The sequence below is a fragment of the Herbaspirillum hiltneri N3 genome (assembly GCF_001267925.1).
GTDB lineage: Bacteria > Pseudomonadota > Gammaproteobacteria > Burkholderiales > Burkholderiaceae_D > Herbaspirillum > Herbaspirillum hiltneri.
In genome coordinates this window covers 1,148,174-1,170,353 of record NZ_CP011409.1, presented here as the reverse complement: position 1 = coordinate 1,170,353, position 22,180 = coordinate 1,148,174, and the positions used below count along the sequence as shown (strand labels likewise).

20 protein-coding genes and 1 pseudogene are annotated in these 22,180 nt (G+C 61.4%); 9 read left to right on the top strand and 12 right to left on the bottom strand.

Translation table 11 applies throughout. The annotated features are described in order from the left end of the window. Positions 1-245: 245 nt before the first annotated feature. The 4 genes from F506_RS05280 to F506_RS05265 form a co-directional block, all read right to left on the bottom strand. Complete coding sequence (locus tag F506_RS05280) at positions 246-1,835, bottom strand: gamma-glutamyltransferase family protein (protein ID WP_053195660.1); 1,590 nt, start codon at positions 1,833-1,835, stop codon at positions 246-248. A gap of 279 nt (positions 1,836-2,114) precedes the next feature. Continuing rightward, complete coding sequence (locus F506_RS05275; RefSeq protein WP_053195659.1) at positions 2,115-3,131, bottom strand: LLM class flavin-dependent oxidoreductase; 1,017 nt, start codon at positions 3,129-3,131, stop codon at positions 2,115-2,117. A 54-nt stretch (positions 3,132-3,185) separates the two neighbouring features. After that, positions 3,186-4,214: an NADP-dependent oxidoreductase gene (locus tag F506_RS05270; protein WP_053195658.1), complete on the bottom strand. Its 1,029-nt coding sequence runs from the start codon at positions 4,212-4,214 to the stop codon at positions 3,186-3,188. A gap of 81 nt (positions 4,215-4,295) precedes the next feature. Beyond that, positions 4,296-4,895, bottom strand: a complete 600-nt coding sequence (locus F506_RS05265) for a TetR/AcrR family transcriptional regulator (RefSeq protein WP_053195657.1) — start codon at positions 4,893-4,895, stop codon at positions 4,296-4,298. A 168-nt stretch (positions 4,896-5,063) separates the two neighbouring features. On the opposite strand from F506_RS05265, the gene F506_RS05260 reads away from it, so the two are divergent. After that, entirely contained in the window at positions 5,064-5,627 is a 564-nt protein-coding gene (locus tag F506_RS05260) for an ester cyclase (protein ID WP_053195656.1), read from the top strand. Positions 5,628-5,654: 27 nt separating this feature from the next. After that, complete coding sequence (locus F506_RS05255) at positions 5,655-6,359, top strand: SDR family oxidoreductase (protein ID WP_053195655.1); 705 nt, start codon at positions 5,655-5,657, stop codon at positions 6,357-6,359. Between the two features lie 48 nt (positions 6,360-6,407). Here F506_RS05255 and F506_RS05250 read toward each other — a convergent pair whose 3' ends face one another. Both F506_RS05250 and F506_RS05245 read right to left on the bottom strand, forming a co-directional pair. After that, entirely contained in the window at positions 6,408-7,313 is a 906-nt protein-coding gene (locus tag F506_RS05250; RefSeq protein WP_327063295.1) for a LysR family transcriptional regulator, read from the bottom strand. A 57-nt stretch (positions 7,314-7,370) separates the two neighbouring features. Continuing rightward, positions 7,371-8,636 (bottom strand): MFS transporter, encoded by a 1,266-nt coding sequence (locus F506_RS05245; protein WP_053195653.1) that lies wholly within the window; start codon positions 8,634-8,636, stop codon positions 7,371-7,373. A 111-nt stretch (positions 8,637-8,747) separates the two neighbouring features. Here F506_RS05245 and F506_RS05240 point away from each other — a divergent pair, with 111 nt between their 5' ends. The 7 genes from F506_RS05240 (at position 8,748) to F506_RS05205 (ending at position 16,511) form a co-directional block, all read left to right on the top strand. Next, entirely contained in the window at positions 8,748-9,719 is a 972-nt protein-coding gene (locus tag F506_RS05240; protein ID WP_053195652.1) for a GlxA family transcriptional regulator, read from the top strand. Positions 9,720-10,171: 452 nt separating this feature from the next. Beyond that, positions 10,172-11,530 (top strand): 8-oxoguanine deaminase, encoded by a 1,359-nt coding sequence (locus F506_RS05230; RefSeq protein ID WP_053195650.1) that lies wholly within the window; start codon positions 10,172-10,174, stop codon positions 11,528-11,530. A 237-nt stretch (positions 11,531-11,767) separates the two neighbouring features. Then, the gene (locus F506_RS05225; protein WP_053195649.1) at positions 11,768-13,495 is read left to right on the top strand and encodes a methyl-accepting chemotaxis protein; all 1,728 of its coding nucleotides are present in this window, start codon (positions 11,768-11,770) and stop codon (positions 13,493-13,495) included. A gap of 125 nt (positions 13,496-13,620) precedes the next feature. Continuing rightward, positions 13,621-13,995 (top strand): MmcQ/YjbR family DNA-binding protein, encoded by a 375-nt coding sequence (locus F506_RS05220; protein WP_053195648.1) that lies wholly within the window; start codon positions 13,621-13,623, stop codon positions 13,993-13,995. Between the two features lie 351 nt (positions 13,996-14,346). After that, positions 14,347-14,877 carry a hypothetical protein gene (locus F506_RS05215; RefSeq protein ID WP_053195647.1) on the top strand — a complete coding sequence of 177 codons (531 nt, stop codon included), beginning with the start codon at positions 14,347-14,349 and terminating at the stop codon, positions 14,875-14,877. An 83-nt stretch (positions 14,878-14,960) separates the two neighbouring features. Beyond that, a complete protein-coding gene (locus F506_RS05210) occupies positions 14,961-15,485 on the top strand; it encodes a hypothetical protein (RefSeq protein ID WP_144424001.1) in 525 nt (174 codons plus the stop codon). 141 nt (positions 15,486-15,626) lie between these two features. Beyond that, complete coding sequence (locus tag F506_RS05205; RefSeq protein WP_053195645.1) at positions 15,627-16,511, top strand: hypothetical protein; 885 nt, start codon at positions 15,627-15,629, stop codon at positions 16,509-16,511. Positions 16,512-16,526: 15 nt separating this feature from the next. Here the strand turns inward: F506_RS05205 and F506_RS05200 are convergent. The 6 genes and pseudogenes from F506_RS05200 to amaB all read right to left on the bottom strand — a co-directional run. Next, positions 16,527-17,147 (bottom strand): annotated as a pseudogene (locus F506_RS05200) (pyruvate kinase); the annotation flags it as partial. A gap of 81 nt (positions 17,148-17,228) precedes the next feature. After that, the gene (locus tag F506_RS05195) at positions 17,229-17,543 is read right to left on the bottom strand and encodes a (2Fe-2S)-binding protein (RefSeq protein ID WP_053195644.1); all 315 of its coding nucleotides are present in this window, start codon (positions 17,541-17,543) and stop codon (positions 17,229-17,231) included. Further along, positions 17,540-18,337 (bottom strand): ABC transporter permease, encoded by a 798-nt coding sequence (locus F506_RS05190; protein WP_053195643.1) that lies wholly within the window; start codon positions 18,335-18,337, stop codon positions 17,540-17,542. Before F506_RS05190 ends, F506_RS05195 begins: the two co-directional genes overlap by 4 nt. 15 nt (positions 18,338-18,352) lie before the next feature. Continuing rightward, a complete protein-coding gene (locus tag F506_RS05185) occupies positions 18,353-19,228 on the bottom strand; it encodes an ABC transporter permease (RefSeq protein ID WP_053195642.1) in 876 nt (291 codons plus the stop codon). Further along, the gene (locus F506_RS05180; protein WP_053195641.1) at positions 19,221-20,309 is read right to left on the bottom strand and encodes an ABC transporter ATP-binding protein; all 1,089 of its coding nucleotides are present in this window, start codon (positions 20,307-20,309) and stop codon (positions 19,221-19,223) included. Before F506_RS05180 ends, F506_RS05185 begins: the two co-directional genes overlap by 8 nt. A gap of 82 nt (positions 20,310-20,391) precedes the next feature. Then, entirely contained in the window at positions 20,392-21,903 is a 1,512-nt protein-coding gene (gene amaB / locus F506_RS05175) for an L-piperidine-6-carboxylate dehydrogenase (protein WP_053195640.1), read from the bottom strand. Between the last annotated feature and the right edge of the window lie 277 nt (positions 21,904-22,180).

Below are 22,180 nucleotides of genomic sequence, written 5' to 3'. Positions count from 1 at the left end.
TCCCGGACGTTCCTTTTAGTTCTTTTATCAGGAATACCGAAATATTAGCTGGTCAATTGCATCGGGAGCAATACTTGGGGTGGGAATAAGGAGGGAACTTGTCTTTCAAACAAGTTTTTCATGCACATTAACGGTGAATCTGTTGCAAAAACTGCCGGGCCCGACGCAGCGGTGGTCCCGGCAGTCTTCCGGCAGTCTTCCGGAGGGAGTCAGGTGGCCGCGTCAGTTGGCCGTCAGGGTGGCCGTCATACCCCGGCGCAAATGCCGTCGGCGCGCGGATCGGTGGCGCCTTCGATCAGCCCGTTCGGATGTACGCACACGGCGCCGGCGTGACCCATCATGTCGGTGTAGTCGGCCACCACCTCGACGTCGTGGCCGGCACGCCGCAGCGCCTCCACCACGTCGGACGGAATGCGTCCTTCCAGCTTGAGGTTGGTCGACACCGTGCCCCAGGTGCGTCCCAGCAGCCAGCGCGGTGCGCTGACGGCGGCCTGCATGTTCTGGCCGAACAGGATGTGACGGCTGAACACCGCTGCCTGCGTCTGCGGCTGGCCTTCCCCGCCCATGGTGCCGTAGGCCAGCGTGCGGCCGTCGTTGAGGCGCGCCAGCGAAGGATTGAGCGTATGAAATGGCAGCTTGCCAGGTTGCAATTGGTTGGCGCCGTCGTCGAGCGTGAAGCTGGCGCCGCGGTTTTGCCACACCACGCCCGTATCGCCGGCGATCACGCCGCTGCCGAACTCCCAGAAAATGCTCTGGATATAACTGACCACGCGGCCTTGTGCATCGGCCGCGCCCATCCAGATGGTGTCGCCCGGCTTGGGCGCATGCGGCCACGGCGCTGCGCGCTGCATGTCGATCTGCGCCGCTTCGCGGTCGAGCGCCTCGGGCGACAGCCAGTCGGCGGCGTCGACCGACATGTGGGCGCGGTCGGTGACGTGCCGGTTGCGCAGGATGAAGGCGCGCTTGGTGGCTTCCACCAGGCCGTGGATATGTTCAAAACCGTCCGCCTGTTTGACGCCGAGGCGATCGAACAGGCCCAGAATCATCAGCGCCGACACGCCCTGCGTCGGCGGCGGCAGATTGTAGATGCGGCCGGACTGCATCTGCACCACCAGCGGCTTGACGACCTGCGCGCGATAGGCGGCGAGGTCGGATGCACGCAACGGGCTACCGGCCTGTTCGAGACCGGCAGCGAATTGCTGCGCCAGTTCGCCGCGATAGAAATCGTCGAGGCCGGCCGTGGCAAGACGCGACAAGCTTGTCGCCAGTGCCGGCTGTTTCAGGATGTCGCCCAGCGACGGTGCACCCTGCGCTGCATAGGTCGCGGCGAAGCCCGGCTGATCTTTCAGCTCCGTCCATTTGTCGTGCGTGAGCTCCACCTGCGAACGTGTGACCGGCACGCCGGCGCGGGCATGGTGAATTGCATCGGCCAGCAGGCGCGCCAACGGCATTTTCTTGCCGCCGTCCCAGTCCTTGACGGCGTCCAGCGCCGCCGCCCAGCCACCGACGGCGCCGGCTACCGTCAACGCCGCGCGCGGTCCGCGCGTGGGGATGGCCGCATCGCCATGACTTGCATAAAAATCCTTGGTCGCGAGGACGGCCGACTGGCCGCAAGCCTGGATCGCCACCGGCTCGCGGCCCGGTTCGCTGATGACCCAGAAGCCGTCGCCGCCGATACCGTTCATGTGGGGATACACCACGGCGATAGCAGCGGCGGCGGCGACCATCGCCTCCACCGCGTTGCCGCCTTCGCGCAAAATGGCCGCGCCGGCTTGCGCCGCCAGATGATGCGGTGCGGTCACCATGCCGCCGATACATGTCTTGCTGTACAACATAAATGAGCTCCTGAGACTGTCTTCGATTAGTTATCCATCCACGACAGATGCGCCGCCGGATATGGTGTTCATGGCCGCATGCAATTCGCGCGCCAGGTTCTTCAAGCCGCGGTCGCAAAAGCCCCCCGGTATCGTAACCGATCAGGTTTTCTCCCGCTCCATAGGGCAAAGCGCGCGGACTGCTTCGGATTGGCCGACAAATAAAAAGACCGGGGCATTTTCATGTCCCGGCCTTTTTTCTTCTTCCGTCTCCTGCGTTTTTCCAACTTTCCTGCTATATCAAAACTCCAGCGTCGGCACCTTGGGCGTCAAGGCCTCGCGCGCTTCGGCCACGATTTCAAACGACCGCAGACGCGCCGCATGATCGTAGATCTGCGCGGTGATCATCAACTCATCGGCGCCGGTATCGTCGATGAAATTCTGCAGGCCGGCGCGCACGGTCTCGGGCGAACCGACGATGGCGCAGGACAGCGATCGCTCGACATGGGATTTTTCTTCCGGGCGCCAATAGTCTTCCATGCTCTCGCGCGGTGGATTCAACTGGCCCGGCACGCCGCGCACCAGATTGACGAACTGCTGCTGCAAGGATGTAAACAGGCGCTCGCCTTCGCGGTCGGTTTCGGCGGCGAACACGTTCAGGCCGAGCATCACGTGCGGACGCTGCAACGCTTCCGACGGCTTGAAACGCGAGCGGTAGATCTCTACTGCCGACTTCATGAAGCCTGGCGCGAAGTGCGAGGCGAAGGCGAACGGCAAGCCCATTTCCGCCGCCAACTGGGCGCTGAACATGCTGGAGCCGAGCAGCCATAGCGGCACGTTCAGGCCGTAGCCGGGCACGGCGCGCACCGACTGGTACGGCGAGGCTTCCTTGAAATATTCCTGCAGCTCGACCACATCCTGCGGGAAGGTGTCGGCGCTGTCGCCGAGGTGGCGACGCAGGGCGCGCGCAGTACGCTGGTCGGAACCGGGCGCGCGGCCGAGACCCAGGTCGATGCGTCCCGGATAAAGCGACTCCAGCGTGCCGAACTGCTCGGCGATCACCAGCGGCGAATGGTTCGGCAGCATGATGCCGCCGGCGCCGACGCGGATGGTCCTGGTATTGGCGGCGATGTGCGAAATCACCACCGAAGTCGCAGCGCTGGCAATGCCGGTCATGTTGTGATGTTCGGCCAGCCAGTAGCGGTTATAGCCGAGCGCCTCAGCCTTCTGCGCCAGCTCCTTGCTGTTGTTGAAGGCCTGTGCGGCGGTGCTGCCCTGGTTGATCGGCGACAGGTCGAGTACGGAAAACGGAATCATGGTGTGTCCTTGTTGAAGCCACAATAGAGAGCAGAGAGCGGGCGCCGGAAATGGTCAGGCGATCTGCACGACGAGCTTGCCGAAGTTCTTGCCTTCAAGCAGGCCCATGAATGCTTGCGGCGCGTTCTCCAGGCCCTGCACCACGTCTTCGCGATACTTGATCTTGCCGGCCGCGACCCAGGCGCTCATTTCCTTGAAGAACTCGGCGAAATAGCCGGCGCGCTGGTAGTAATCGAAGATGATGAAGCCCTGCATGCGGATGCGTTTGGTCAGCAGGTTGCGCGGCAGCGTGCTCAGCAGCGCTGCGTTCGGCGCAACGCCGCTGTATTGCGCGATCAGGCCGCACAGCGGCACGCGTGCATGCACGTTGAGCAGCGGCAGTACGGCTTCGAAGACCTTGCCGCCGACGTTTTCAAAGTACACGTCAATACCCTTGGGACAAGCGTCCCTGAGTTGTTGCGGCAAGTCGTCGCCACGGTGATCGATGCAGGCGTCGAAGCCGAGTTCCTCCACGGCGTAGCGGCATTTCTCGGCGCCGCCGGCAATACCGACCACGCGGCAACCTTTGAGTCTGGCAATCTGCCCGACCACCGAACCGACCGCGCCGGTGGCGGCGGCAACTACCACGGTCTCGCCCTCCTTCGGCTGGCCGATGTCGAGCAGGCCGGCGTAGGCGGTGAAGCCCGGCATTCCGAACAGGCCCAGCGCATACGAAGGACGCGGCATGTTCTTGTCCAGTTTGGTGGCGCCGGTTCCGTCCGACAATGCATAGTCTTGCCAGCCGGTGTAGGCCATGACCAGATCGCCTTCCCGGTAATCCGGATGCTGCGACGCCACCACGCGCGACACGGTGCCGCCGGTCATGACGGCATCGATCTCCACGTGCGCGGCATAGGACGGCGCATCGCTCATGCGGCCGCGCATGTAGGGGTCCAGCGAGAGATAGTCGGCACGCAGCAGGAACTGGCCCGGACCCGGTACCGGCACTGCGGTTTCTTCCAGGCGGAAATGTTCAGGCGCGGGGGCGCCGGTCGGACGCGACGCCAGCACGATGCGGCGATTGACGGTGGCGGATTGGGGCATGATTTTCCTTTGAACTTTGAAGACGGCGCCGCATGCCGTCCGGCATGGCGGCGAGAAAATTGCGCTTTCAGCGCAGCGAAATCAGGGTGCAACCAGCACGCGCCGGCTGACATCCATGGCGCTTTCCAGCGCCTCGCGGTCACGGCTCAGTTTGCTGAGCAGGCTGGCGCCCAGCCACATCTGATACAGCATCTGCGCGGTGCGGTAAGGTTCCAGCACGGTGTGCAGAGAACCTTCGGCGACGCCCGTGCGGATGGCCTCGGCGATGCGCGCGATGACAGCCTCGGTGCCGGTGTGCAAGGCCATGCGCATGTCGTCGGACAGGTCGGCCACTTCGGCGCTGAGCTTGACCACCAGGCATTTGTGCTCGGCGATTTCGCAGCACTGCGTCTCCAGCCAGTAACCCCAATAGGTCAGCAGGCGCTCGCGCGCCGTGGTATTGGCATGCGCCTCAGCGCTGAAGCTCTGGTCCAGCGTCTGCAGGTATTCGGCGACGTATTGCTCGATCAACTCGCGTCCGTAGCGCTCCTTCGACCCGAAGTAGTGATAGAACGAGCCCTTGGGAATGTCAGCGGCGGCCAGCAGCTCGTTGAGGCCCACGCCGGTGAAGCCCTTCTGGGCAATCAGACGGCGGCCTGCCTGCAGGATGCTGAGTTTGGTTTCGGCGTAGGTATCTCTCATGCCGGCTATTCTACCGAAAAATTAGACCAGTCGTCTAAAGCCCTTCAAAATCGTCGCCCTCGTCCATTTTCAAAAATATCAAGAAGATGATTCAAGCCCGGGACGCATTCTCCAAAATGCCCGGCCGGCCGACAATGCAATCACTTTATCGACACCGGGAGAACCCACATGCACAACAAGAATTGGCAACGCGCACTGACCCTGGCGCTCGCCGCCGCCGGCTACGGCGGCGTCAGCGCCGGCGCATCGGCCGGCGCATCGGTCGAACTATCGCTGCCCGCACCGCAACACATCGCCATCGATACGGCGCCGGCAAGAGCCGACACCGACGTGCGCGTACTGGCGGCACGTCGCTACGCAGCGTTCTGGAATACTGGCGACGCGCAATTTGCACGCCAGGCGCTGAGCCCGTCCTTCATCGACCGCACCCTGCCGGCCGGACGTCCGCAAGGCGTGGACGGTCCGCTGCAGGCCTCGGAGGGATTCCGCAAAGCCGTGCCCGACCTCAACGCGGAAGTGCAGGACATGACAGTGGCCGGCGACCGCGTCGCGGTGCATTTGCGTTTTCGCGGCCACTTCACGGGCGTGTTCGGCCAGCTGCAAGGCAAGGGCCAGGCCGTCGATTTCCAGGCGCATGACCTGTACCGGATCCAGGACGGCCGCATCGCCGAGAACTGGCATCTGGAAGACAACCTGACGCTGATGCAGCAACTCGGCGCCATCCCGCAGTAATTTCATTCAACCATCCGAAAGAACATCATGTCCGGCACCACACTGCAACAACAGCAAGTCGTCGTCATCGGCGGCACCTCCGGCATCGGCCGCGCCGTCGCGCAAGAAGCGGCGGCACGCGGCGCCATCGTCACCGTGATCGGCCGTTCGGCCAAGGCAAGCACCGACGTTCGCGCCGCCGTAGCCGACGTCACCGACAGCGCCGCACTGGCGCAAGCCTTCGCCGCCATCGGCAAGATCGATCATCTGGTACTGACCGCCGGTGCGCGCGTGGGTTCGCCCACGCTGGCCGGGCTCACCCGCGATGAACTGGAACTGGCTTTCAACGTCAAGCTGTTCGGTTCGCTGTTCGCGATCCAGGCGGCGCTACCGTATCTGTCGCCGAACGCCTCCGTCACACTGACTTCTGGCCTGCTGTCGCGCAAGTTCGGCCCCGGCAGCCTGCTCAAGAGCGGCCTCAATGCGGCGGTCGACGCGACCGCAAAAAGCCTCGCCAGGGAATTGGCGCCGCGCCGCGTCAACGTGGTCAGTCCCGGCGTGGTCGATACCGAATTGTGGGGCGAAGCCGGCGCCGAGTCGCGCGTGGCGGCGATGGCGCGTATCGGCCAGGGCTTGCCGGTCGGCCGCACAGGCACACCGCAGGACGTGGCGCAGGCTTACATGCTGGTCATGGAAAACGGCTTCGTCAGCGGCGCCGTGATCGATGTCGACGGTGGAGGATTGCTGTCATGAGCAACCGCGCCGTTGCAGCCGTTCGTACTCGCAGATTGAATGTGAACACTAGAACGCCATCTCCAGCTCCTCGAGCTGGGAAGCCTGGGCGGCAAACCGCTCCTGCAGGAAATCCAGCAGCAGCTTGACGCGCGGCGGCTGGTGCTGGTTGCGGTGATACAAGGCATGCAGCGGCGCCGGCGCCGACAGCTTGTCGCGCAAGACGATGCGCAGGCGATCTGCACGCACGTCGGCGACGATGTCGAGCGCCGACTTGTACGCGTAGCCGCGTCCCTGCACCGCCCACTTGCGCAGGATCTCGCCATCATTGGTTTCGTGAAAACGATCGAGCTGAATGGATTCGACGCGCTTGCCGCTCTGGAACTGCCATACGTTCATCGGCCCGGCCGAGGTTGTCAGCACCAGCGTCGGCCGCTGCGCGAGTTGCGACAATTCCTTCAAGGGACCGAAATGGTCATCGCAGCCCGGCGCCACGCAGATCACGCGACGGTTCGGCACCAGCGTGCGCGCCACCATGCTGCTGTCGGCCAGCTTGCCGTAACGGATGGCGACGTCGACGTCATCGAGCACAAGGTTGGCGTGCGAATCGGTCAGCGCCAGCACGAAGCGCACGTCGGGATACTGCCGTGAAAATTCCAGCAGGTAGTCCTGCAGCAGATTGCGCCCAAGATCGGACGGCGCCGAGATGCGCACCGTGCCTTGCACCAATTGCTTGCCGGCCTGCAGTTGATGCTCCGCTTCGGTAATGGCGTCGATGGCTTGCCGGCAGTAATACTGATATAGCCGCCCTTCTTCCGTGAGCCGCAACTGGCGCGTGGTGCGTTCGAACAGCTTGACCCCGAGCGATTGCTCAAGCCTTTGCATGGCGGCGCTGGAGGCCGCGGGCGACAATCCCGCCTTGCGCCCGGCGGCGGAAAAGCTGCCAGCGGAAGCGGCGCTCAAAAACAGACGCATGTCGCTCAGACGATCCATGGCGGAAAAAAGTAGTGGCTGAAGCCGGAGATTATTGCATCAACCTGCACGATTCCGATGCTGCGGCTTCAGGAAAACCGGCCAGGCGATCAAGGCTCCGGCCGCGCCCGCCAGCCAAACAGCCGGCCAGGATTGCCACGCCAACAGGGCCGGCACCGCTTGCGCCGCCAGGAAGAACACCAGGAACACGCAAGTATTGCCCAGTCCCAGTGCGGTGCCGACCTGATGCTGCCCGGCCAGCGTCGCCAGTTCGGTATAGGCCACGCCATGCCAGGCCGATGCGCACACGCCACCCGCCACCAGCAACAGCGCCATTGCGGCGAGCACCCACTGCGGCCATACAGCGGGCGCCAGCGCGGCGACCGTGCCGAGCGCGACATACAACACCACGCTGAGCGCGCTGCAGGCGCGCAGGTAATGACGACGATTGCCGTGACGGTCGGTCCAGCGTCCGCTCCACACACGCATCACCGCCGCGCCGATCTGGATTGCCGCCATGGTTGCGCTGATCAGTCCCAGTCCGGCATGGCCGACGTCGTGCAGGAAGATGGTGGCGAAGGTCAGCACCGATACTTGCGGAAAACACAGGATGCCGATCGCCATCGCCACGCGCCAGACCTCAATGTTGCGCAGGGCGCTGCGGTCCGGCGACACACCGGACGTCGCTGGCGACGCAGCCGGCGGTTCATGCAGCCACAGCCACGCCATCCCCGCGCTGAGCAGGCAAAACAGCGCCAGCAAGCCATACACGGCGGCGAAACCATGCGCCGCCGCCAGCGACGGCAACACCAGCGCACCGATGCCGCCGCCGACCGGCACCGCGGTCTGGCGAATGCTCATCGCCAGGCCGCGTTCGCCTTCCCGAAACCAGCCCATCACCGCGCGACCGCTGGAACCGTTGACGCTGCCACCAAGCAGGCCGACCGTCAGCAAACCGAGCGCCAGCAGCCACAGCGACGGAACACCGGCGGCATCAGGCGCAACGCAGGCCGCCATCGCCGCTAACGCGAGCGCGGTGGAAATCAGTCCGCACAACAGCACGCGCCGGTCGCCCCAGCGATCGGTCAAGACGCCCCACGGCAATTCGCTCACGGCCACACCGAGGCCGAGCGAGCCGAGCGCCAGGCCGAGCTGGGTGTTGTCGAGCCGGTAATCGGCGCGCATGAAAATCGCCGTCACCGGAATGCCCGCGAAGGCCGCAGAAAAGCTGGCGTTGGCGAGCACGCCGATGCCGAGGATTTTCCAGCGGTGGCTGTCTTTGCGCAGGACAGGTGCACGCGCGTCCGGTTGTGCGGCTGGGTTCATGATGCGGCTCCAAGGTAATTTGACAGCCTTAGTGTGCCGTGCCACCATGCGTCCAAAATGACATAAAAACCTCCTTTTTGGACAACCTGCTTTTTTGGACGCTGCTCCCCCATGCGCAAGATCGGATTCCTGCTTTTCCTCGATTGCAGTCTGCTCGACTTCACCGGTCCGCTGACCGCGTTCGACGTCGCCAACCGCCTCACGGAGGCCGAGGGCAAGAGCAGACCGTATCAGCTGCGCGTGATGTCGGAGCAAGGCGGCATGCTGGAAAGCGCGTCCGGCACGGCGGTCATCACTCATCCGTTGGAGCGGACGGCCTTCGACACGCTGATCGTAGCCGGCGGCGCCGGGCCGCGCGAGGGCGTGCTGTCGGAGACTCTGCTCGCATACACGCGCCATGCAGCAAGCAAAGCGCGTCGCGTGGCGAGCGTCTGCACCGGCGCCTTCGTACTGGCGGCAGCCGGCCTGCTCGAGGGCAAGCGCGCCACCACGCACTGGCGCATGGCGGCGCGTTTGCAACGCATGCATCCGTCGGTGCAGGTCGACAGCGACAAGATATTCATCAAGGACGGCGACGTCTGGACCTCTGCCGGCATCTCGGCCGGCATCGACCTGGCGCTGGCGCTGATCGAAGAGGATCTGGGAGTGGAACTTGCACGCGCGGTGGCGAGAGAACTAGTGGTGTATCACCGGCGTCCGGGTGGCCAGTCGCAGTTTTCAAACCTGCTGGAAATGGACCCGCCGTCGGGAAGAATCCGCGAGGCCCTGAGCTATGCACGCAACCACCTGCACGAATCGCTGACGGCGGAACGCCTGGCCGAAATAGCCTGCCTGAGCCGCCGCCAGTTCGACCGCGCGTTCAGCGCCGAGACCGGCCAGACACCGGCCAAGGCCATCGAAAAACTGCGCGCCGAAGCCGCACGACCGCGCGTGGAAGCAGGAGAAGAGTCATTGGAAAACATCGCGCGCGCAGTAGGCTTCGACGACCCCGAACGCATGCGCCGCGCGTTCCTGCGCGTGTTCGGCTATCCGCCGCAGGCGATCAGGCGTGCACAGAGAAGGCAGGAAGCGTTGTACCTTTGAAGTAGAAAGAAAGACGAAAAAAGAAAGAAGCAATGCCGAAGGCGAGCCAACAAGGCAATGCGAAGCGAGCCGAAAAAGAAGTTCCGCTTATGAGTCGCCGTTGGTGACGTGCTCAAATCGGAAAAAGAGGGGAAACTTGTCTGAGCGCAGCGAGTTTGTTTCCCCTCCCGATTTGAGTGCGGCACCAACGGGAACCCCGAAGGGGCGGCGAATCGCGGTCGCCTTCTTTTGCTTACTTTTCTTGGCGAAGCAAGAAAAGTGAGCGGCTGCCGGGCCGCCCCCGGCAACCCCGGTCGTCCGAAGAAAGAAAAGTATCAGCAACAGCAGAACGCAACAATAAAAAGCACCAATCAACAAAACCAGGCAAAGCGTTAATAGGGTTTAAAAGGGACTCCACTATCACCGGCGCCGCACCACCAACCAAGCAGAAACCAACACCCAGTGAGTCCCCAATGACCAAAACCCTCTTGATCAAAAACGCCACCGTCGTAGTAACAATGAACGACACAAGAGAAGAAATCAAAAACGGCGCCGTCTTCATCCGCAACAACATCATCGAACAAGTCGGCAATACCGCCGACCTGCCCCAGGCCGCCGACGAAATCATCGATGCAACCAACCACGTGGTGCTGCCCGGACTGATCAATACCCACCATCACATGTACCAGAGCCTGACGCGCGCGATCCCCGCCGCGCAAGACGGCGAACTGTTCAACTGGCTCACCAATCTCTACCCCATCTGGGCCGGCCTCACGCCCGAAATGATCAAGGTCTCCACGCTCACCGCAATGGCCGAGCTGATCCTCTCCGGCTGCACCACCAGCAGCGACCATCTTTATATCTATCCAAACAAAACCCGCCTCGACGACAGCCTGGAAGCCGCACAGCAAATCGGCATGCGCTTCCACGGCGCGCGCGGCGCGATGAGCGTCGGCCAGTCAAAGGGTGGCCTGCCGCCGGACCGCGTGGTCGAGGATGAACAGGACATCCTGCGCGACACCCAGCGCCTGATCGAGACCTACCACGACCATAGCCGCCACGCCATGCAACGCATCGTGGTCGCACCCTGTTCGCCGTTCTCGGTCTCGCGCGACCTCATGCGCGAGGCAGCCAGCATGGCGCGCAGCTACAAGGTCTCGCTGCACACCCACCTCGCCGAAAACGTCAACGACATCGCCTACAGCCGCGAGAAATTCAACATGACGCCGGCCGAATATGCCGAAGACTGCGGCTGGGTCGGCCACGATGTCTGGCACGCGCACTGCGTCCAGCTCGACGACCACGGCATCGACTTGTTCGCACGCACCGGCACCGGCGTGGCGCACTGCCCCTGTTCCAACATGCGACTGGCCTCCGGCATTGCACCGATCCGCAAAATGATCGATGCCGGCGTGCCGGTCGGCCTCGGCGTCGACGGCAGCGCCTCCAACGACGGCGCCCACATGCTGGGCGAAGTGCGCCAGGCCATGCTGCTGCAGCGCGTCGGTTTCGGCCCCGACGCCATGACCGCAAGGCAGGCGCTGGAAATCGCCACGCTGGGCGGCGCCAGGGTATTGAACCGCGACGACATCGGCGCGCTGAAGCCAGGCATGTCGGCCGACGTGGCAATGTTCAGGCTGGACCAGATCGGCTTCGCCGGCGCGCTGCACGACCCGGTCGCCGCGCTGGTGTTCTGTACGCCGGCCAACGTGTCTTACAGCGTGATCAACGGCCGCGTCGTCGTGCGCGACGGCCAGTTCACGACCATCGATCTGGGATCCGTCATCGAGCGCCACAACGCGCTGGCATTTGAGCTGGCCAACGCAAGCTGACATGCAATAAACAATAAGCAAAAAGAAATAGAAATAAGCAGCAAGCACCAATCATTAAAAACAAAAAGAACCGGCATTCCGGCCTGCTCCACCCGAGTAGCCCGGAATGTTTCGCCATGCGCCGTCGACACAATTGCACGGTGGAAATGCACGAATCCATGGCATGAGAATTACCTTTCAGGTAACACCACGAATGTTGCAACGTTTTGCAGTCCACTGAACAGCAAAGGTATCCCCATGAAAATCGCCAACATGAAAATCGGCCAGCGCCTGGCCATCGGCTTCGGCATCGTGATCGTCCTGCTGGTCGCCATCACGGTGCTCAGCAACATTCAGCTGGGTCGCCTCAACGACGGCATCAACCTGATCACCAAGGACCGCTATCCCAAGACCGTGCTGGCCAACACCATCCAGATCCAGGTCAACAAGATCGCTCTCGATATCCGCGACATCATGCTGACCGGCGATGCCGACAAGATCAAATTCCTCGTCGGCGACGCGACCGCCGCCGACAAGAAGATGAACGACAGCCTCGCGCAAATGCAAACGATTGCAAAGACCGATGAAGACAAGCGCTATGTCAGGGATGCCATGGCCGCACGCGACGCCTACCTCCCCGTGCGCGACGGTCTCATGAAACTGGCCCTGGCCGGCCAGATCGACGACGCCAAAGCCTACCTGCCGCAACAGTTCATGCCGCTGCAGATCAAGTATTTCATCGCGCTCGACGCCATGTTCGACTATCAGGGCGGCCTCATGGACGCCGCCGGCGACAAGGCCAGCGCCGAATCCGGCAGCGCCCGCGTCATCATCAATGCGCTCGCCGCCATCACCCTGCTGCTGTCGGCGATGGTCGCCTGGCTGGTCTCGCGCAGTATCACGCGACCGCTGACCGAAGCGGTCGATGTTGCCCGCCGCGTGGCCGACGGCGACCTGACCACCAGGGTCGAAGTCAAGTCCACCGACGAAACCGGCCAGCTCATGTCCGCGCTGCAGACCATGAACAGCAACCTCTACAACATCGTCAGCCAGGTGCGCCAGGGCACCGACACCATCGCCACCGCATCGGGTGAAATCGCCACCGGCAACATGGACCTGTCCGCACGCACTGAACAGCAAGCCGGCTCGCTGGAAGAAACCGCCTCGGCCATGGAAGAGCTCACCTCCACCGTCCGGCAAAACGCCGACAATGCGCGCCAGGCCAACCAGCTCGCCGTGTCCGCATCGAGCGTCGCCGTCGACGGCGGCGCGGTGGTCGGCAAGGTGGTCGACACCATGAGCTCGATCAACGATTCCTCGCGCAAGATCGTCGACATCATCGGCGTGATTGACGGCATCGCGTTCCAGACCAACATCCTCGCCCTGAACGCCGCCGTCGAAGCAGCCCGCGCCGGCGAACAAGGCCGCGGCTTCGCGGTGGTCGCCAGCGAAGTGCGTAGCCTGGCCCAGCGCAGCGCAGCCGCCGCCAAGGAAATCAAGATCCTCATCGACGACTCCGTCGCCAAGGTCGACACCGGCAGCAAACTGGTCGAACAAGCCGGCACCACCATGACCGAAGTCGTCGCCAGCGTAAAACGGGTAACGGACATCGTCGGCGAAATCAGCGCCGCTAGCCAGGAGCAAAGCCAGGGCATCGACGAAGTCGGCCGCGCCATCACCAGCATCGACGAAACCACGCAGCAGAACGCTGCGCTGGTGGAACAGTCGGCAGCGGCCGCACAGTCGCTGCAGGATCAGGCGGCGAAACTGATGCAACTGGTGAGTGTGTTCAAGCTGGATCAGCAGGTGACGCAGACTGCGGCAAGGTCGGCCACATCCATCCCGAAGAAGGCCGCCATCAACATCACCCCGAAAGCGGTGCAGATCAAACAAGCGCAAAAGCCTGCCTCCGCACCGGCCCTGACCGTATCCGCCCAACCCGTCGCAGTTGCATCCGGCAAGGACGACGATTGGGAACAGTTCTGAAGCACCGGCCGCTCCCGGTGAGCGGAAGACAATAAAAAAAGCGGCGCGCCAATCAGATTGACGCGCCGCTTTTTCCATTCCATGACTACAATACGCCGGTCTCCCACTCCAAGGATCCGGCTGCGATGAACGTCACACAACTAAAAAAATTCTGCGCATCGTTGCCGGGGGCGACATCGCACCTTGCCCTACCGCCCTCCAATATCCTGGTCTACTCCGTGGGTGAAAAGAACTTCGCCTGGTTCAAAACCAGCGATCCCGAGAAATGGCGCTTCAGCTTCCGCGTCAGCCCTGACCGTTTCCTTGAACTGACCGGCATGCCCGGCATCAAGCCGGCGCGTTACATGGCGCGCTTTCATTGGGTAACGATTGTAGATGTGCGGATGATGCCGGAGGAGTATTTGAAGGAGCTGGTGCTGTGGGCATATGAGAAGGCATTATCGGGGCTGAGCGCGAAGCGACGCGAAGCCTGTTTGACGGAACATGAGTTCCTCGCATAAACGTCGCCTTCGGTTGGGAGGCTATTCTTTTTTTCAACTTTGACTTACTATCTTCTCACTAAAAAATGAGCAGGTTGGTTACGTAACCTACACTCGCTCGCAAGCTGCCAATAAAACATACATGCTTACTTCGGGGAAATTAAAGGGAAATGACATTGTCTTGATGTTGCCCCCTGTCTTTTCAACATCCTTCCCGGTATTTTCCAATCGCATTCACTTTCTTCCTCTAGCCATCGGCGTCTTCGCCCTTGTTCGCTGCCTGCTGCGACTTCGGATTTTCTCCTCTCCTATCCCGCTGCAGAATAGCCCGGACTCGCGATCAAAAGTCTTCCCACCACCAGAAAGCTTCACATGAAATTAGTGTCACTGTCCCTGATCGTCGCCACCACACTGCTCACAGGATGCGCATACAACGCATCCCCTTACGGCGCCTCGGTGCAAAACGTGGATGCAATCAAATCAGCAGGCATCAAGCCTGTTGCTGTCGAAAAATTCCAATCGTCAAAACCCGGACTTGCATCGATCACCTGCCGCGCCGCCGGTCCTGTGAGAGTGGTCCCGAGCTTCGAGACATACATCGAAAAAGCACTCATCGACGAGTTGAAGCTTGCGGGTGCCTATGACCCGGCATCCACTCTCAAACTGTCCGGAAAACTGGAAGAAGTGGACTTCAGCTCCGGCATGACTGATGGCAAGTGGTTGTTTACGCTGACACTGTCGAATGGCAAGAACAGTTTCACCACCAAGTCGACGATGAATTTCTCGGGCAGCTTCGTTGCCGACAAGGCTTGCCAAGAAGTCGCCCAAGCCTTCGGCCCTGCCGTCCAGCAGTTGATTCGCGAGGTCATCAAGAATCCGCAATTCAAAAAATTGGCAAACTGAGCCAGCTGAAGCCGATGGTCAGTACGTCGACCATCGGGCGCGACGCGTCCGCCACTTCGTCAGTGAACATTGGAGATATTGAAATGAAGAGACTGCTTTCCCATCTTGTACTGTTGAGCGGCGTCGTCGTGTTGACGGCCTGTGCGCCGTTCAAAACCGCGATTCCGGATGGCTACTCAGGTCCGACTGCGGTATTGAAGGATTCTGCCAACGTCATGAGCACCAGCAAGGCCGACATGTACTACGCGCTCGCCGTGGACGGCAACAACATCGACAACATGCGTTTCAAGACCCGTAGACAGAATGAAGGTCGCGGCATGATGATGACCGTCGTGGAAGCAGAGCGAAAAATTCCGGCTAGAGAAACGAAGGTATCTGTCTCTGCCCGCACCATCTACGCTGCGCCGATTCTCGCCATGGCCGGTACGGTGTATCAGGTGACCGGAGATATCGTCTTCACGCCTGAGCCGAACAAGGTCTACGTCGTGCGCGGCGCTCTTGATGAGTCTTACTCGGCCGTCTGGATTGAAGAAGAAGTGAGCAAGGCGGTCGTTGGGGAAAAGGTTGAAATCAAGGGTTCGGCCAAGCTGGGTTTTTTTGAGAAGTAGCAGGCTGTCGCATTGATGTCAATCACAACCGGCGTAGCGAGATCAATCACGAATCTCACTGCGCCGGTTTCGCATCGCGCACCAAAAATTTTATGTCGGGCGAAAACTAAGAATTACAAATTCTAAAGAGAGGAATGCTCAATGACCGTCTACGAAGTTAATCGTGAAGTTGATCGTTTCGTGCTTTTATTCGAAACCCCCAGGCAAGAAATTAATGCCTATGCACTTGCAAGTGCGTTAGTTGGCTTGACCGATGCTATAAGAGAAGCCAACTCCTCCATCAACCCGGGTTATCGTGTTGAGGTCGTTGTTGAGGCATTGTCAAAGGGCAGTTTTAAGGCAACCGTAAAGACTGTTTTTACTCAAGCTAGAAATTTATTTTCACATCAAGCCGTGCAGGCGGTTTTATGGGGAATTGTGTCCACCCATATTTACGAAAAACTGATTAAAGCCGATGAACCGCCAAAAGTTATAGTCTCTGAAGACTTAGTAGTAATTGAGATTGGGAACGATAAGATCATCGTTCCTCGAGATGTATATGAAGCAAAACGTCAAGTTGCGAACTCTCAACGTTTTAAAAATGCAATAGGAAAAGTTTTTAATGCAGCGACTGAAGATCCCAATGTGACAGGTTTATCTCTAAGTGAAGACAAGCCTAACGTTCCTCCAATTATTATCCCTCGGGAAAAATTCTCACTATTCCAGAGCGATCAAGTTATCGATGAAAATGTCAGAGAAATTGTCGAAATTACTCAAGTTGAAATTTCAAGGGCAGTTCTCGAACGAGGAAAGAGACGCTGGGAGTTCTTCTGGAGGGGCGTCAAGATAGCAGCCCCCATTTCTGATAATAATTTCTTCAACCGCTTCTTTGCTCATGAAATCACAATTGCTCCTGGAGATGCGTTGGAGGTTGCTTTACAAATAGTTCAAGAAAAAAATCCAGACTCTGGAATTTTCGTAAATGTCCGTTATGAAATTATTGAAGTTTTTGACCACATACCTCGTCTCAAACAAGCAAATCTCTGACCTACAAACCTCTCTTCACCCCCACACCTCCGCCAACCGCAACAAATTAGTACTCCCCGGCTGCCCGAACGGCATGCCGGCGGTGATGGCGATCTGATCGCCCTTCTTCGCAAACCCTTCCCTCAATGCCGTTTGGCATGCCGCGCTGACCATCTCGCTTTCGTTGTGGATCTGGTCGCTGATCGTTGAATGCACGCCCCACACCAATGCCAGCTTTCGTGCCGTCGCGATCTTCGGTGTAATGCTCAGGATCGGCGCCATCGGGCGTTCTCGGGCAGCGCGCAGGCTGGTGTGGCCGGAGCTGGTGTAGGTCACGGTGGCGGCGGCACCGACGATGCGCGTGACGTCGCGCAGCGCTGAACAGATGGCGTCGGAACTGTTGGACTGCGGCGTTTCCTGCTGGGCGTCGATCATGTTGCGGTAAAGCGGGTCGCGTTCGACTTCGCCGATGACGCGGTCCATCATGGCGACGGCTTGCAGCGGGTAGCTGCCGTTGGCGGATTCGGCCGACAGCATGACGGCGTCGGATCCGTCGTAGATGGCGCTGGCGACGTCGGAGACTTCGGCGCGGGTCGGCACCGGGCTGGTGATCATGGATTCCAGCATCTGGGTGGCGATGACGATGGGGCGGCCGTGCTTCCACCAGCGTCTGCGCTGCGCGCACCCCAGCCGGTCCGGCGCCGATGATGACAATGTTCGGGGATGTCGGGGCGGCGCTCATGCTGCGTCTCCTGAGGAGTCTCCTGCAACCGCAACCGTGCCGCTGAGCAAGCGCATGCCTTCGGCGATCTCGGTGGTGCAGGCGCGCACGGACTGGCCGTCTTCGCTGCGCATCCAGCAATCCTGGCAGCAACCGATCAGGCAAAATCCTGCGCGCGGCGCGCCGCTGAATTCGGTGCGGCGCAACTGATCGGCCTGGGTCAGCACCGCCGTCAGCACGCTGTCGCCGGCGCGCGCGTAGAGCGTCTTGCCGTCGAGTCGGAACGAGACGCTTGCGCGCTCCTGCCCGGCCACGCGCTTGAGCAGGCTCATACGCGTTCTCCGATGAGGATGCGGTCGAGGCCGTACAGGCGATCAAGAATCAGCATCGCGCCGCCGGTGATCAGGATCATCAGCGCCGACACCGACGCCATCATCGGATCGATCGATTCGGTGGCGTACATGTACATGCGGACCGGCAGCGTCACGGTCGCCGGCGTGGTGACGAAAATCGACATCGTCAGTTCATCGAAGCTGTTGATGAAGGCCAGCATCCAACCGCCGCTCAGGCCCGGCAGAATCGCCGGCAGCGTGATGCGACGGAACACCGTCCACGGCCCCGCCCCGAGCGACTGCGCCGCCTGTTCGCTGCTGCGGTCGATGCCCATCACTGCAGCCAGCACCATGCGCAGCACGTAAGGCGTGATGACGACGGTATGGGCAATGACCAGCCAGAAGAACGAACCGCTGATGCCCATCACCGAAAACATGCGCATGAAAGCCACGCCCAGCACCAGCGAAGGAATGATCAGCGGCGACAGGAACAGGCCGTTGAGCGCATCGCGGCCGGGAAAACGATAACGGCCCAGCGCCAGCCCGGCCGGTAAGGCGATGCAGACCGACAGCGTGGCCGAGAGCAGCGCCAGTTGCAGGCTGTTGTAGAAGGATTGCAAAAAGTCGGGGTGATCGAACACCGCCTTGAACCAGCGCAGGGACGCGCCGGCGAAGGGCAATGACAAGGTGTCTTGCGCCGTGAAGGCGACCAGGCATACCAGCACCAAGGGCGCCAGCACGAAGCTCACCACCAGCGTGTGAAAGAGTAGGGCAATCGGACCGTTGCGTCGCATGTTCTTGTGTCTCCGTCAGCCCAGGGTCTTGGAATACCGGCGTTCCAGGATCCGGTTGTAAGTCATCATGATGATCAGATTGGCGACCAGCAGCACGATGGCGATCGATGCGCCCAGCGGCCAGTTGAGCGAGCCGAGGAATTCGTCGTACACGGTGGTGGCGACCATCTTCAGGCGGCGTCCGCCCAAGAGTCCGGGAATCGCGAACGCGCTGGCGCTCAGGCCGAACACGATCAGGCTTCCCGAGAGCACGCCCGGGGCAACCTGCGGCAGCAGGATGCGGCGCAGCACGGTGGCCTGCGAGGCGTTGAGCGACAAGGCCGCGTGTTCCACGGTCGGATCCAGCCGCTGCAAGGCGGTCCATACCGGAATGACCATGAACGGCAGCATCACGTGCACCAGCGCCACCACGATCGCGCCGGAGGTGTAGAGCATCTTCACCGGCGCCATGCCCAGCGCTTGCAGGGCATGGTTGATGAGGCCGTCGGCGCTGAGCAGCATGCTCCAGCCGAACGCGCGCACCACCACCGACACCAGCAGCGGCGCCAGGATCACGATCAGGAAGAAGGCCCGCCATTTGCGGCCCATACGGCTGAGCACGTAGGCTTCCGGCGCGCCCACGACGATGCAGATCAGCGTGGTTAGTCCGGCGATCCAGAAGGTGCGCCAGAAAATGCGCAGGTAATAGTCGTCGCCGAAGATCGCCAGGTAATTGTGCAGGTCGTAGGTAGATTTGATGCCGACGCTATCGTCGTAGCTGTTGAGCGCAAGCAAGGCGGTCAGCAGAAGCGGCACCAGCACCATCGTGACGAACAGCAGCGTGGCCGGCGCCGTCAGGAGGTAAGGCAGCGACCGCTTCGGCTTGAGATTGGACGAGGCGCGCTCAGACATGCGCGCTCCGCATGCTTGCAGCGTCTGCCGCAGATTCGACCGCACGCATGGCCGATGTCGGCCATCGCAGCGACACGCGCTGGCCCGGCTGGCAGGAGGTCTGGCCGTTGTTCTTCAGGATCACCAGGATATCGCCGCAATCGGTCTCGAAGCGGTACAGCCATTGATTGCCGAGGAAGAAGCTGGACGCCACCACGCCGCCCAGTTGTTCTTCGGCTTCGGTACAGCATTCGATTTTCTCGGGGCGGATGCACAGCGTGGTGCGTTCGCCGACCGTCAGTGCGGTGCCTTGCACTTCCAGCACATGATTGCCGACGCGCACGCCGGCGCTGCCGTCCCTGACCCACTCGACCGTGCCCGGCAGCAGATTGGCCTTGCCGACGAATTGCGAGACGAAGGCATTGACCGGGTTTTCGTAGGTTTCCAGCGGTTTGCCGACCTGCACCGCATGGCCGGCTTCCATCACCACCACGCGGTCGCTCATGGACAGCGCTTCGGACTGGTCGTGCGTGACCATGATGGTGGTGGTGCCGACCTTGCGCTGGATCTCGCGCAATTCAATCTGCATTTCTTCGCGCAGCTTGGCGTCGAGATTGGACATCGGTTCATCCAGCAGCAGGATCGGCGGCTGGATCACGAGGGCGCGCGCCAGCGCCACGCGCTGACGCTGGCCGCCGGACAATTCACGCGGATAGCGATGGCCGAATTTGTCCAGATGCACCAGCGCCAATGCCTGCTTGACGCGCTCGGCGCTTTCCGCCGCGCCGACCTTGCGCATCTCCAGCCCGAACTTGACGTTGTCGGCGACCGTCATGTGCGGGAACAGCGCATAGCTCTGGAACACGATGCCCAGGCCGCGCCGGTTCGGCTTCTCGTCGGTGATGTCGCGGCCATTGAGGAGGATGCGTCCGGCGCTGGCTTCGACGAAGCCGGCGATCATTTGCAACGTAGTGGTCTTGCCGCAACCGGAAGGGCCGAGCAGCGAGACGAACTCGCCTTTCTCGACGGTCAGGTCAAGGTTCTCCACGGCGGTGAAATCGCCGTAGCGCTTGGACAGGTTTTCCAACTTGAGGAACGACATCGATGCATCTCCGGTGGCTATATGGCTAACTGCTTGTTCTGCTTTTTTCTTTTATTTGGCGCGATGACGGTCAGGCGGGTGTTCAGTCGATGTCGAACTTCACTCCTTGCGCCAGCGGCAAGGTCTTGCTGTAGTTGATCGTGTTGGTGGCGCGCCGCATGTAGTTCTTCCAGGCATCGGAGCCGGATTCGCGGCCGCCGCCGGTTTCCTTTTCACCGCCGAAGGCGCCGCCGATTTCAGCGCCGCTGGTGCCGATGTTGACGTTGGCCAGGCCGCAGTCGCTGCCGACGGCGGAGACGAAGGTTTCCGCTTCGCGTACGTCGTTGGTGAAGATCGCCGACGACAAGCCTTGCGGCACGGCGTTGTTGAGCGCGATGGCGTCGGCCAGGTCGTCGTACTTCACGACATACAGGATCGGCGCAAAGGTTTCGTGATGCATGATGGCCGTCTGGCCGGGCATGCAGACCAGCGCCGGCCGGACATACACGCCGTCGCCGAGTACGTCGACGCGTTCGCCGCCGGTGACTTCACCGCCTTGTCCGCGCGCTTGCTGCAGGGCGCTTTGCATGGCGTCGAAAGCGGCCTTGTCGATCAGCGGGCCGACCAGCGTGTCGGCCGCCAGCGGATCGCCGACCTTGACGCTGGCGTAGATGCGCTTGATTTGGGCGACCACCTGGTCATGGATGCTGCTGTGGACGAACAGGCGGCGCAGGCTGGTGCAGCGCTGGCCGGCGGTGCCGACGGCGGAGAAGGTGATGGCGCGCAGCGCCAGGCTCAGGTCGGCCGAAGGTGCGACGATCATGGCATTGTTGCCGCCCAGTTCGAGCAGGCTGCGGCCAAGGCGTTCGGCGACTACGGTGGCGACCTTGCGGCCCATGCGCACGCTGCCGGTGGCGCTCACCAGCGGCACCAGCGGCGAACGCGACATCACTTCGCCGATGTTGGCGTGACCGATCAGGATCTGGCACAGCTTGGCCGGCACCACGTTTGGACGCTGCGCCGAAAAGCGCTCGACCGCCTTGGCGAACAGCGCCTGCACGGCGAGTGCCACGACCGGGGTTTTTTCCGACGGCTTCCACACCACTGAATTACCGCAGATCAGCGCCAGTGCGGCGTTCCATGCCCAGACCGCGACCGGGAAGTTGAAGGCGGTGATGACGCCGCATACGCCCAGCGGATGCCAGGTTTCCATCATGCGGTGGCCGGGACGTTCGGAGGCGATGGTCAGGCCGTGCAGCTGGCGCGACAGGCCGACGGCAAAGTCGCAGATGTCGATCATTTCCTGAACTTCGCCGAGACCTTCGGAGAGGATCTTGCCGGCTTCCTGCGTCACCAGTTCACCCAGCGCCTGGCGATGTTCGCGCAGCACTTCTCCGAGCAGGCGCACCAGTTCTCCGCGCACCGGCGCCGGCACTTCGCGCCAGGCGAGGAACGCGGTCTGCGCATCGGCCAGTGCGGTTTCGGCTTGCGCGGTGGTGTGCGCCTTGAGCGTGGCGAGCAGTTGCCCGTCGCGCGGCGACCGGATAGTCAGATCGCTGCCGGTGTAGGCGGACAGGTCAAAATTCAGGGTGGCGAAAAGACGGGACGATGGCATGAAATTCCTTTGTGGCTGAGTAAGTTGCAAGAGCGGTGCAATGGCAATGCAATAGCGTTCGACGCCCGAGTATAAGGAATAAGGCAGCGTTTTTTAAAATCAAAAAATGTCACGACATCATTACATTTGCTAATGCACGAAAATGTTCTTGGGGGAGCCGGCATGATGCGCTGCGATGGTGCGATGCATCAATTGCAATATCGCGCCAAACGCCAAGCTACATAGCGTTGGGGGGTATTCCAGGAAAGAGGAAAGGCGTGGTGGTTTGCGTTATTGC